The 13,046-nt window shown below is 40.3% G+C and carries 12 protein-coding genes; 1 reads left to right on the forward strand and 11 read right to left on the reverse strand.

Features of this window, described 5'->3' with window-relative positions; translation table 11 throughout:
- Positions 1-4: 4 nt before the first annotated feature.
- Both BM156_RS10260 and BM156_RS10265 read right to left on the reverse strand, forming a co-directional pair.
- Positions 5-547: a DUF3124 domain-containing protein gene (locus BM156_RS10260; protein ID WP_093919782.1), complete on the reverse strand. Its 543-nt coding sequence runs from the start codon at positions 545-547 to the stop codon at positions 5-7.
- Between the two features lie 198 nt (positions 548-745).
- Positions 746-961, reverse strand: a complete 216-nt coding sequence (locus BM156_RS10265; protein WP_093919783.1) for a hypothetical protein — start codon at positions 959-961, stop codon at positions 746-748.
- A gap of 331 nt (positions 962-1,292) precedes the next feature.
- Here BM156_RS10265 and BM156_RS10270 point away from each other — a divergent pair, with 331 nt between their 5' ends.
- Entirely contained in the window at positions 1,293-2,738 is a 1,446-nt protein-coding gene (locus BM156_RS10270) for an SDR family oxidoreductase (protein WP_093919784.1), read from the forward strand.
- A 21-nt stretch (positions 2,739-2,759) separates the two neighbouring features.
- Here BM156_RS10270 and ccsA read toward each other — a convergent pair whose 3' ends face one another.
- From ccsA to BM156_RS10315, 9 genes are all read right to left on the reverse strand, one after another.
- Complete coding sequence (gene ccsA / locus BM156_RS10275; RefSeq protein WP_093919785.1) at positions 2,760-5,876, reverse strand: cytochrome c biogenesis protein; 3,117 nt, start codon at positions 5,874-5,876, stop codon at positions 2,760-2,762.
- Positions 5,877-6,018: 142 nt separating this feature from the next.
- Positions 6,019-7,521: a cytochrome c3 family protein gene (locus tag BM156_RS10280; RefSeq protein WP_093919786.1), complete on the reverse strand. Its 1,503-nt coding sequence runs from the start codon at positions 7,519-7,521 to the stop codon at positions 6,019-6,021.
- A gap of 122 nt (positions 7,522-7,643) precedes the next feature.
- Positions 7,644-8,300 (reverse strand): cytochrome b/b6 domain-containing protein, encoded by a 657-nt coding sequence (locus BM156_RS10285; protein WP_093919787.1) that lies wholly within the window; start codon positions 8,298-8,300, stop codon positions 7,644-7,646.
- 2 nt (positions 8,301-8,302) lie between these two features.
- Entirely contained in the window at positions 8,303-9,214 is a 912-nt protein-coding gene (locus tag BM156_RS10290) for a cytochrome c3 family protein (RefSeq protein ID WP_093919788.1), read from the reverse strand.
- Positions 9,215-9,298: 84 nt separating this feature from the next.
- Complete coding sequence (locus BM156_RS10295) at positions 9,299-9,718, reverse strand: c-type cytochrome (protein ID WP_093919789.1); 420 nt, start codon at positions 9,716-9,718, stop codon at positions 9,299-9,301.
- 22 nt (positions 9,719-9,740) lie between these two features.
- Positions 9,741-10,622 carry a DUF5777 family beta-barrel protein gene (locus BM156_RS10300; RefSeq protein WP_093919790.1) on the reverse strand — a complete coding sequence of 294 codons (882 nt, stop codon included), beginning with the start codon at positions 10,620-10,622 and terminating at the stop codon, positions 9,741-9,743.
- Between the two features lie 23 nt (positions 10,623-10,645).
- Complete coding sequence (locus BM156_RS10305; RefSeq protein WP_093919791.1) at positions 10,646-11,026, reverse strand: c-type cytochrome; 381 nt, start codon at positions 11,024-11,026, stop codon at positions 10,646-10,648.
- Between the two features lie 83 nt (positions 11,027-11,109).
- Positions 11,110-12,150, reverse strand: a complete 1,041-nt coding sequence (locus BM156_RS10310) for a hypothetical protein (protein ID WP_093919792.1) — start codon at positions 12,148-12,150, stop codon at positions 11,110-11,112.
- Positions 12,151-12,287: 137 nt separating this feature from the next.
- A complete protein-coding gene (locus BM156_RS10315; protein WP_170846929.1) occupies positions 12,288-12,950 on the reverse strand; it encodes a Crp/Fnr family transcriptional regulator in 663 nt (220 codons plus the stop codon).
- Positions 12,951-13,046: the final 96 nt, after the last annotated feature.

Raw genomic sequence — 13,046 nt, forward strand, 5'->3', positions numbered from 1 at the left:
GACTCTAGCGTTTTACACTTTGGGTCGTAAACGAAATACCTTGTTGTCCGGAAGTGGAGATCATCACAGCCTCAAACAGGGGCTCGTGACATTGAGGGGCTACCGCCCATTCAAAAATAAAATTAGCTCCTGTCCCACCATGTTCATCAGCTTCGTCAACAACAATTTCGATCGACTCCAATGGTTTTAGCGCAATAGGGTGATCAAAATAGGTTCGAATTAAATCCCCTTGCGTATTGTAATAGGCTGCACTTAATAGGTAAACTGCATCTGTTGAACTAATATTCCGCATGCTCACGGTAGCCGTCAAATTATAGGTTCTCTTTTCAGATTGACTGTAAACTTCGGAATAAATTGACAAATACGAACTTCCATGCAGTAATCCATCTGGCAGTGCGTTCTTAATTGCATGCTGTTCCCACACCCCCGGATCACTTGAACTATACTCACGTGTTTGCTGACAAGCCGCAAAACCAAGTAACAAGGCAAACAGGACTCCTCCTGATAAAGCTTGTTTTATTTTGAATGAAAACGCGTATTGTACCATGCTAATCGAATTAAAAGCCCAAATATCTTGACTTGCGTCAGTGGTGCTGAAACAGCAATGGCAAGTTAACAAAACAAGCTCAAATTAACTGCATCACCTATCAATTATTCATCTCTGCTCCAAAGAACCTCTTTTTAATGTATAACCGATCTTCAACGATGCCACAAACGGAAAGGTGTTTACTTGCTCCCAGGCTTTTTAAACAAAAATTAACCCGACATCCACTTGAACAGTAAAACCTTCCAGGGCTATGTATTCAACACCAACTGGGCAGTAAATCCCCAGTTGCCGGTCTGCCCCGGAAGAACCAAATAACAGATACTCTCGATAAGCAATTGCCTGTACTCCTACGTAAATTGAAGTTTGGTGCTTGGTGCTTGGCACTTGATAAAAGATAAACGGATGTTCTAACATGAGCATCCATATTTACGCCAAGCCCAGTATTTATTCCGACTCGGTTGCTCAAATTGTAAGTGACGTGGACTCCAACAACTTCCGGTCCCCAAGCTTGAGCAAATAAACCAACATGTCTTTCAGGGAGCCTTCTTGCTGGTTGAGTAATCACTCGCAGACTCCCCATCTGTAAAAAAAAACTGAAATTACAATAATCAAAAAACGATACATACCTCATGTATGTTCAACACCTTGCATACGTTTTCAATCTTCCTGACATTAATTCCTTTTTGATGTATTTAGTGTCATTTTTTACTTAATTTAGTTGTTTCTATAGTCAAATGTAGCACTCATGAAGATACTTTTAACTGGAGTAACGGGATATGTGGGGAAAAGACTTTTGCCTATTCTAATCGATCAAGGCCATCAACTTGTTTGTTGTGCCCGCAACTTGGACCGCATCGAAGAACGCTGGTTTGAACATCCACATATTGAGTGGGTCGAGATTGACTTTTTAAAACCAGATTCCTCAAGTGTTTTCCCAAAAAATTTGGAGATTGCCTACTACCTGATTCATTCTATGTCAACAGCATCGGGAGATTTTGAAGAACTGGAACTGACTGCCACTCAGAACTTCCGAAAATCAATTTCTCATACAAATGTGCGACAAGTGATTTATTTGGGGGGAATTTCGAATGACGAAAACCTATCCAAGCACCTTCGCTCCAGGCTCAATGTTGAAAAGGAACTGCAGAAAGGTCCTTATGCCCTAACTGCGCTTCATGCTGGAATCATCATTGGCTCTGGCAGCGCTTCGTTTGAAATTATTCGTGACATTGTAGAAAAGCTCCCCATCATGATTACGCCCCAATGGGTACTTACACTTTCGCATCCCATTGGAATTCGTGATGTATTGAAATTCCTAACTGGTGTAATTGATCAGGACTCCTGTCTAAATCAAAGCTTTGATATCGGCGGAAGAGACATTCTCACATACAAAGAAATGCTTTTGCAATATGCAGCAATCCGAAAGCTAAAACGTCGCATTGTGACTCTGCCCATTATGACTCCCAGGCTTTCTTCATATTGGCTGTTTTTTATTACCTCAACTTCCTACCGACTAGCCGTTCACTTGGTCAATAGTCTAAAAGTAGAGGTCATTGCCAAAGAAAACCCACTTCCCAAACTGCTCCAGATTAGGCCAATGAGTTATGTCGAGGCTGTAGAAGCAGCCTTTACCAAAATTCGTCAAAACCAAGTGTACTCCAGTTGGAAAGATGCTTTAAGCTCTTCTGCTTTCGATCCTCACTATGCCGATCAAATTGATGTCCCGGAATATGGCTGCTACAGAAACCGGCAACAAATTGCTTTCCAAACCAATCCTCATAAAGTTTTACAAACGATTTGGGCCATTGGAGGAGATAATGGCTGGTACTATGCCAATTCCCTATGGAAGCTTCGCGGCTACATCGACAAACTATCTGGAGGAATTGGACTTCGTCGTGGCAGAACCAGTCCTGATGAAATAAAAAATGGTGATGCCCTTGACTTTTGGCGGGTCTTACTTGCTGACAAAACCAAGATGCGCCTTTTATTGTATGCAGAAATGAAACTTCCCGGAGAAGCTTGGCTGGAATTTAAAATCGTTTCCAAAAACAATCAATATTCCTTGATTCAAACAGCAACTTTCCGACCTAGAGGAGTAGCCGGACGTTTTTACTGGGGTCTCTCCGGGCCATTTCACCTGTTCATTTTTAAAGGAATGGCTCGCAACCTGTTAAAAAGAGCCAGCAGTTAAATCCCAACTGCCGGCCTCAAATTATTCTTTCGCTTCAAGCTTGACTAGCTTATCAGCATCTCCATATTTTCGTTCAGAGCGTGCTGCCAATACAATCGCAACAACGATAATTCCAATAGCTACAAAAACAAAATCAGGAACGGGAGGTGCTTCTCCTTGAGCATAGGAGTGCATTCCTGATAAATAATAATTCACCCCAAAGAAGGTCATCAATACGGAACTAAAACCAACCAAAGACATCGCACTCAATGAAAAGTTAGTGTACATCCCTGGCACCTTGCGTAGATGAATAATAAACGAATAAACTAAAATGGTTACCAAGGCCCAGGTCTCTTTCGGGTCCCATCCCCAATAGCGTCCCCACGACTCGTTTGCCCAAACTCCTCCAATAAAAGCACCAATGGTCAACAAAATTAGGCCGACGATTACACAAAGCTCGATCACAATAGCTAGTTCAACAATGGTAAAAGAAGCATTTCGCAAGTTTGAGCCCTTGCGAAACATCATAATAAACAGATTCAGAAAACCTAAAATAGCGGCTACTCCCAGAAATCCATAACTGGCTGTAATAACTGCAACATGCACAATCAGCCAATACGATTTCAGCACAGGAACCAAGTTGGTAATTTCGGGATTCATCCAGCTCATTCCGGCCACCATCAGAATCAAGGAAGCCAGAATAGTGGTTACAGCTAGCGTTATGTGCGACTTCTTAATGAATACAAAACCGGTTAATAAGGTTGCCCAACCAACATAGAGGAGCGTTTCATACCCATTACTCCAGGGAGCGTGCCCTGAGATATACCATCGCATGGCGAGTCCCAAAGAGTAGGCTGCAAAAACAAAGGCAATCAAAAAAGTTCCCAGGGTTTGGAGTTTGCTCAGCTTCAGCTTATCATTAAAAATACGAATCAAATGAACGATGAGCAGGAAGAGCCCAACAACACCCGCAAACTTTGACAATAAGCTAAAAATATTAAGTTTATTATATAAAATCTCAAGCTTTATTTTTGCCTTTCCTGGAATAATTTCATGCCCGTGTGTTTGCTGGAAGTCTCTTAAAGCCTCCAACTTTTGGTTGGCAGTTTGATAATTCCCCTGCCCCATGGCCTGATTAACCGCCTGAAAATAATCTGTCAGTAAATGAATTGAATCCTGTTTATGCGCCGGAGATTCATAAAACTCTTTTTCATTGGCCCACTTATTATTATCATGATTCAAAACAGGAAATACCTGCAAAAAGTCTCCTTGAAAAATCTGAAAACAGATATTCATACGTTCATCGACATTGATCACCTCTTTATCAAACTTATTCCGTTGGGTTTGTTGCTTCTGATAAGTAGCATCGACCAACTGTTGCAGTCGATACACCCCGGTCTGCAAATCAAGCAATTGATTAAACGCGATGTACTCATCCCGAAGCCCCAGCTGCTTTCGTAATTCACTATTTGAAACCCGGATGATCGGTACATTTCGCCAAGCATTTGGGCGAGCACTCATGCTCAAAAATACTTCGGAAGCAGACATCCCCTCAAACGAGTTCTTTCGATTTAACTTTCGTAAAACTTCTGAAGCCAGTGTATTAACAGGCTCAACACGCCCTTTGGGATCCTGTACCAATAAGGTTTCAAACGACTTCACATGCTCCTGATTCAACTCTAAATTAGTCACAGACTGAGCCGAGCCCCAAAAAGGAGCAATCGTTAAAAGTGCCAGAACGATTACCGGTATACTTTTCTTGCGCAGCTCTTTTAAACGAGAGCTGGAACGCAACAATGCATGAAAACGGCTTTTCCCATTGAAGAACGTAAAAATCATTCCCAATGACATCAGAAAATAACCAAAATAAGTAACCACTGTCCCAAGGTAATCGTGACTTACCGAGAGTACCGTCCCTTTTTCATCGGTATCATAAGAAGACTGGAAGAAGCGGAAGCCGCCATAATCCAGAATGTTATTCATAAAAATCCGGTAAGGCATTTTTACGTTCTCGGTGTCATCAATTAGCGTCACCTCGCTCGCGTAAGAAGATGGACTCATACTTCCTGGATAGCGTTCCAGCTGGAAGTCATCCAGGAAGATACTAAAAGGGAGTTCTATTAATTTAGAGCCAAAATTAAGCTTAACCTCTACATCACCGAATTGTGCTTTACTGGCAGCATGCTCCTTTCCTTGTTTGTAGGCAACAATCTGCCTCTCTTCACCATTCATTGCCAATCGTACCATTAACGCATCACGTCCTAAAGCTGCAGCTCGTCCAGTCGCTGTAGAAAGCACCTTTCTACCTGAAGGCAAATAAGACTTCGTTGCAAAAATACGGTCTCCCACTTGATACATCCCTTTGGAGCTCAGCTCGAACTCATGTCCAGCCGGGAAAACTTGTTCTGTTTTTCCAGTCATTGACACGACTTTGACACTATCCTTTGCTTGCATCAAAAGCTTAATTCCCGATCTTCGAACATACAAATCAGCCTCTTTGTTTTCCCCTTCAAAACTAAGCGTATAGTCGTTATTTGTTACCTCCTCTGTTGCTTCCAAAACGACATCCCGCCTGGCTCCATTGCGGTTCAACAAAATAAAAGACAATAAAGGCTTACCTCCTTCATCGGCCACAATATCTTCCATGGCTGTAGGCACATAGTCAAGCACTTCTATGGATAGTTTGTCTCCATTAATAGCCATTTCTTTCGAAAAAGCATTCTTGGTGTATGGTGAAAACCGAACTTTCCAATCACCTGAAACAACGGACTTTCCCGACTTTGCTTCTACTTCAATATAGGTATCACTAGAAATCAACTGATTGGATGATTTTCCTTCACGAATATGCAACATCCCCTCATAGCTATAGAAGCGGGTTATAGCGGCCCCTGCCAGAATGATTAAAAAGGCCAAGTGGAATAAAACCATGCTCCAACGCTTCAATAAAAAGGCTTTATAATAAAACAAACTCCCAATCAAATTGAAAGCTGCAAATCCCAATAAAAGGTTGAACCATCCTGCTTCATAAACTAAAATTTTGGCTGTGTCGGTACCATAATCATTCTCAATAAAAGTGGCATAAGCGATAGAAACTCCAAAAATAACCACTAAACAAGAGGTCGTTAACATTGAAAATAAGGTGGACTTTATCTTTTTCATAAGTATAGGCTTAAGCGGTAACTCGCTTGGTTTATTACAAAAAATTACTTCAACCTTAATTTATTCGGGTTGAAGTAATTCCTCCATTTTCTAAATGATTCTTTACTTCAGAAATCCTTTTTCAAAATACCAATTTATACGGTTAATACAAACTAAAATGGCACTCAGAACAGAATGTTGTTCGCCATGTTTCGTTGATATTGATCGGATGTTTAAATTCCAATGGATTATCAGATGCCGCATACTGCATTTCATCAGCTGTTCCTTGAGCTAAAATATTATGACACAAGTTACAGTCGCGAGATATGACTTTCCCTCCAGTCGCTTTATGGCGATCATTATGACAACGATAACAGCCATTGGTCTCCAAATGTCCGAGATGATTCGGATACACTTTCCAGTTCACTTTCATCTCCGGAAAAATATTTTCATTAAAGCCGTCTTTCATTGCAGTCAATGCTTGTTCATAAAGTTCCTTTTGGTCACTTAAAACCTCAGGATACATGATTTCATAATACTCATTGGCATAAGCCTCAATAGCCCGCATTGCACTATCAGCTGTCGGGTAATCTGCTCCTAAGGCATCCATTGCGACCACTTTAATATCAGGAATATCTTTTGAAATACGGCCAGATGTAATGTAGTCATCGATAAAATTAGCAGGTGATTGATAGTTATGAGAAGGTCGGTTATGACAATCGATACAGTCCATTGTCCTCAACTCCAAGGTCTGTAAATCCATGCCTTCAGTTTCGACTGATTCGTCTTCATAGATCGTCACCTCCCCGGTTTTCAGGTTGGTATATTTCACCCAAGGAATTGTGTCACGCCCGACATCCAGCGCTTTATATTCTATTTTTACATCTGGATTGATGTGCCAGTGAATACCTTCCTGGAGCCCTTGAGCACTATAAGTTGCACTGGTTTTCATCATTAAATGAATATCCCACTCGGTATTACTTCCATCAGCCAAATATGATTTTTTTGTCTTGATTTTGCGATCATAGAATTTCTCCGTCCAGTGACATTCTTCGCAGGTTTCCCGGGCCGGTCTCAAACTGCTGATTGGCGTATGAATGGGTTGCGGATATTTATTAAAGAGTACTGAGTAGACCTGATATAATCCTGAAAGCTTACTTTTTACATACCATCCAGCTCCCGACCCCACATGACATTCAACACAGCCAACCCGCTCATGTGCCGACTCTTGGTAGGCAGTGTACTCCGGCTTCATTACCTGGTGACACAACTTACCACAAAATTCATCTGACTCTGTTAAATGAAAGGCTTCGAAACTCCCAATTGATGACAAGATCAAAAAACAGATTGTCCCCGCTACAAAAATGATCGTTGCATTTCTAACCGGTTGCTGATTGAAATCAATTACGGGCCAATCTTTGGGCTCCTCATATTCAGGATGTTTTTTCAACCTTCGCTTCTCTCGCCACATTCCGATTGGCATCAGAATCAATCCCAATACCAAAACCATTGGCATAACGACATAAATAAAGATGCCCAAGTAGGAACTCCCAATCTCAAAGATTGATGAAACAATAAAGAGAAACAGGATAATCAATAAGCTGATAACAGCAATAGAAGCACCAACGACAGTAGTCAAATTTCGAACTGATTGCGGCAATTTCATAATGACAGTAATTAGGTGATTAGTAATCCTTCTGCAAATATCTTCATTCACTCAATCGCGCTGAATGAGTTACTCATAATCAACACCAAACCAAATCCTTCCCCAATAAACCAGCCAACTAATTATTTCTTCTCTTTGGGATCCTCCTCTTTTGGATGAACATCATGGTAACCATTTACGATACTTCGGAAATTGTCCAAAGGATTCTTCCCAATCGATGCGACATACAAATGAATAATCAAGAATACCGAGATCAGAAAACCAACAGAACCGTGCAATAAGGCAGTTAGAAATACCCCACTAACAGCATATACCTCTTCAATAATTAACTCAGGAAACAATAGTGCGATCCCGGTTAAGATGGCTAAAGGCACAAAGACGTACATCACAAAAATGTATGCATACTTTTGCAGTGGATTGAATTTTCTTTTCTCAGAAATTGGGAAAGGAGCTTCTTCGCCTTTGAATAATCCCGACAGATAATAGTTAGCTTGCTTACGAACGCGCTTAACTAATCCTTTGGGTTTGATACGATAGTATTTTTTATTGGGTGTTACCAGATTACCAATAATAAAAACAAAATAGTTTAATGTAACCACAACTCCACTAATATTGTGCATCTGGACTGCCGTTCCAAAATCCATTGATAAAAGTCGTAAATCTGAATATTGCAAGCGAATACCGGTTATAATCAGCAGTATAATTCCCAAAGCATTAATTCCATGCCAAATTCTCAACCAGAGCGGGTACAGGTATATTTTATTATTTTCAGAGGTCATAGCTACTTTCTTTTAACGATTCGGAAAATCCAGTGAATTGCGATAGCAACAAGTGTCATTCCAAAGATAATGAAGCTTAAAAGCCTCATCAATGGATTTTGATTGGCTCCAATCACGTACGACTCATTCCTGATCAAATTACTCAACTCTCCATCTTCACTTCGGGCTTGTAAGTTTTGATATTTATACAATGATGCCTTTAACAATGAGTTGGACGAGTGACAATCATTGCAATTTCGCAAAGCTTCCTCTTTTGGCAAGATGTTGTGAGAAACTAAAAATGAATCGACAACCACCGTATGGCATTCAATACATCGAACATTTTGGAAATGCAATTCCTGGTTTGGTAACCAATCGTGCACTTGACTTAACTGAGGATTTTCCTCTGACGAAACCGTTTGAAACTTTAAAACGTTGTCATGACAAGACAAACACATATTATTATTGTAAGTCACAATTTCAGATACCTTGCTACTGTTACGGGCCGTCGCCTGGTAATAGTGTTGGTTATGACATTTAGAGCAAGAAAAGCTCTCTCCACTTGTCTGAAAATGAACACTTTTATGAAATTCCTCTTCAATTTTATCGAACTGGTAGTCAGCGTATGTATCATCGCCTCCATGGCAATCAATACATGTTGCCAATGGCTCCAGCTTTAATTCTGCATTGTGCGGATAGGTTTCATAATCCGCAGAATGACAATCAGTACATCTAAAAGTACCATGCACACCTACTGCCATCATTGTTGAGTCAATGATGTAAAAAGGATTCATCATCCTTTTAGTTTCCACCTCTAACCATTCATTAAAAAACGAATAGGTTTGGTTGGCATGGCACGATAAACAATGGCTATTTTCAGCAGGCATCTCCTTATCCTGCCCATTCCCTACAATTCCTATCAAAAGAAATGACAAGAATAAACACGTTTTGAGAAAGGTTGACATTTTGCGAAGGATTAAAAGCCGGAAGCTCATTGCCTCCGGCCCAATAACAGATTCTTATTTCATTGATCTCAAATAGTTAACTAGCGCCCAGCGATCTTCCTCCTCTGGAATTTTACTTTCATAATTTGGCATCTCATCACGTCCAATAATGGATTGATAATAAATAACACCATCAGACTGCCCCTGAAACTTATCTGAGGTAAATGATTCAATTGCTGTCTCTAAGCTGGCAGCTTTCGGTCCATCTCCCTCTCCCTTATTTCCGTGGCATGACCGACAATGCTTGATGTAAAGAATCTTTCCAACCTTCATCAGCGATGCATCATCTTTTGATGGATTTTCCATCTTCTGATATTTTTCTGGAACATCCCATGCTTCACCTTTTTTCTTATCTTGAACGGTTACAAACGATAATAGTAATCCGCCAATAAATACAACAGCCAAAAGTGTTAAAAAATTTCTGTGCTTTTCCATATCCTTCGATTTTAGTTAACGATTAAAAACTCCACAATCGAGTGATTGTGAACCCTATAGCAAAGTTATCAAAATCCGTGCTATTGAAGTTGTTCATCATGATGTCCTGCAACAACATACCTTCTGAATTGCCCATATAAATCTGGAAAGCATGGGTACTTGTAGAAACTTCATACCCAAATGATAAATTTGGCTTAGGGTGGTTGTCCCATTCTGGACGTTGTTCTGATATCTTATCAATTTTCAGAGGAGCATCGAAATTAAAGATAATTGCTCCCTGAGGACTAACCTTTGCGCGACCATTAAAGTGAAGTCCAACCCGATCATGATCATACTCCGGAGCCACTGAGTTGGCATGAGAGAAACTAAGTCCTGCTTGCAAGGAAATTCCGTCAGTAACTTTTCGCCCAATAATCAATTGTGAAAAGTAAGACAGACGATCGCTAAACTGGTATTCAGTTCCAAAATCTTCTTCTGGACTTCCCTCAATCGCTGCATTTCCATACAGTGTTACAAATACTGGAATCTGATTTTTTCGGGTTTGCTCCAAAATAGTCCACTTGGCATTAAAATCATTGTACATTTTTCGCTTAGAAATACCCCAACCTATTTCCACATTATTGGCAACAACATAATTCAGTCCAAGCCGAATATTGCCAGCGGGAGCATAAATCCCCCACAAATCAGAATGGCCATTTTCTACTGGTCCGAATTTATGCTGAATAACCATCTTCAGCGTTTTTACCGTAGGAATATGAGAAGTTTGCTGATCAATCAACACCCCACTCTCCCACGCAAATCTTACGGGTTTATCTTTTTCCTTTTCTTCGGTAGCTTCATCCTGAGCAAATAAATTAGTGGAAACAAACAGACCTAAAAGGATAAATAATATAATATTCTTCATAGTTTAAGTTCTTTTGAATTTCACTAATTATTCTTCGCTCCTTGTTCAATCCACACCAAAAGATATTGTGCTTGAGCTGCCGACAAGTGCTTCCAGCTGTGTGTCGAAGCATCGGGCGCTGCATAAGAATAGATCAAGCTTGATTCAGGATTGTCCTGATTAATATATTTGGTTGTGTTAATGCTCTGGTAAGCATTTTCAGCAGTAAGATCCGGGGCTTTCCCTCCAGGCTTGTGGCAACTGGCACATTGCGCTGTAAAAATTGGCAGCACTTGCGTTGCAAAGCTAACGTCCTCCGTTGAAGGGATATCTGGCACTTCCTCAGGGACAACAAAAGCATAATCACAAGATGCAATTGTTAAACCAAGGAATGCAATTAATAAGAGTATTTTATTTTTTTTCATGCTGCGTAGTATTAAACTTATCAAAGAATAAGAAAAAAGCTTCCATTTCACCCAGAAGCTTCTTCCTTTGCACTATATTTTACCTATTCTGCTTTAAGTGCTTCAATTGAATTGTTCAACAGCGCTCTAACATATTTTGGATTGTGAACACCCAAACTACGGTCTTCTTCTAAACCAACCCAGTTAAAGAATGCTCTTGCTTCAATCATTGGATAAGTACCTACAACTGGATGGAAACCGTCCTCTTCATTGCCGGCAATTACTCCACGATCAAGCAGCAAATCTCTTAGCTCAGCCAAACTTTCGTGCATCTCGGTTTGAACACCACCATAATTATAGTCTTCCAAATTTGCATCGTGACAGTCGTTACATGCATCAACATTAGGAATCCAAGAGTGGCCGCCTTGGCCGCTGGAGAATTCAGCCATATGACATCCAACACAAGAAGCTTGATTCAAGTGGAAATTTGAACCTGTTTCCGGGTATGGAGAAGAGCCGTCAATTTCAGCAAAACCTACACCTGCAACAACATTAGCTTGTGCACCATGGTGTGGACCGTAGTGAGTACTTGATATGTAGAATGTTTCTTCTCCTGGATTCGTTTCATTCGGTTCTGCTCTGCGAGACTGGTGACAATTGGCACAAAGGTTACTATTACCTTGAAGATCCATCGTTATTGCATCATTAAAGATAGGAGCAACCGGATCAGTCAATCTCAAGGCATAGTCATCGGAATCAAATGAATCATGCAATCCGTGGCATGTTCCACACTCCCAAGCATTAGGGCTAGTTATATTTCCAAATACTTCACCGAACTCGGCATACTGAACAAATCCTTCATGAGAGTGGCAGGCCGCACATGAGGCGCGCGCTCCAGCATAGGCGACTGCATTAACACCACTTTTGTGGACCGACATGGCGAACTGCCCTTGAATTGCTTCAATATTGTCACCCCCATGACAAACCAAGCAAGTAACATGACCATCAGCTCCATCCGAACCATCGGCTCCATCAGCTCCATCAGCTCCATCCAATCCCGGAGGACCTTCTTTTACACACGCAGGAATAATAAACAATACCAACGAGGCAACAAACAGTAATCGAACTATTTCTCTGAGTTTCATACGCTTAAAATTTAGTACGTTCAATAAACATGGAATGACTTCCATTCTTAGTTATGAGTATAAAAATAAAGTTGAAAGTACTAAGTTCTAAAGCTTAAGGGGTGACATATTGCGAGAGTAGAATTGACATATATCAATCAGCCGTTTTTACTGATTTTTATCAGCTCTGGCTCATTCAAAATCTCAATTTCATTACGGCTTTGTTTGATGATACCTGAGACTTCTAATTCCTTCATACTTCGGATAAAGCTTTCCTTTGTCATTCCAGACATTTCAGCAAACTCTTGTTTGCTTAATTTGTAGGTAAAAGGATTGGCATGAAAGATCTCATTTTTCAAGTAGAGTAGAGTATCTGCTACCCGCCCGGGCATATATTTTTGGGTTAGTCCAATTAGCGTGCTAAGCATCTGCAAATTTTGCTTATTGTTATATTTGAGCAGTTCGTAAGCAAATTTACTATTCCGAGCAAGGAGGGTGTGTAGCCTATTCGAATCAATGAAACAGCATTCAACTTGAGTTAAAGCCGTCACCGTGAAATGTCGAATGTCATCACTAATTACTCCACCAGCCGTAATTAAATTATGTGTAGAAATTAGCTTCAAAATAACATTTTTACCATTGGTACCTTCTGCGAGGACTTTAGCTAAGCCTTCCTTCATACAAACAAAATGAGTTGTAGAAGTATTTTGTTTTATAATTGTCTCACCTGGATTAAAAATGACATTGCGTTTGCAAGTCATTAGATAATCCATATCTTCTTTCGTTAAACATTCAAAAATGCTTGCTTCAGCCTTAGGCAAACAGTTTAGACAACAAGTTCGACTACAATTTACACAATCATTTATTTCTGCTTCTTTAAACATCTTACACCTAACACTCTAGTTAAACAAAAGTAA

This window comes from Sunxiuqinia elliptica, from assembly GCF_900113005.1.
In the GTDB taxonomy this organism is placed as follows: domain Bacteria; phylum Bacteroidota; class Bacteroidia; order Bacteroidales; family Prolixibacteraceae; genus Sunxiuqinia; species Sunxiuqinia elliptica.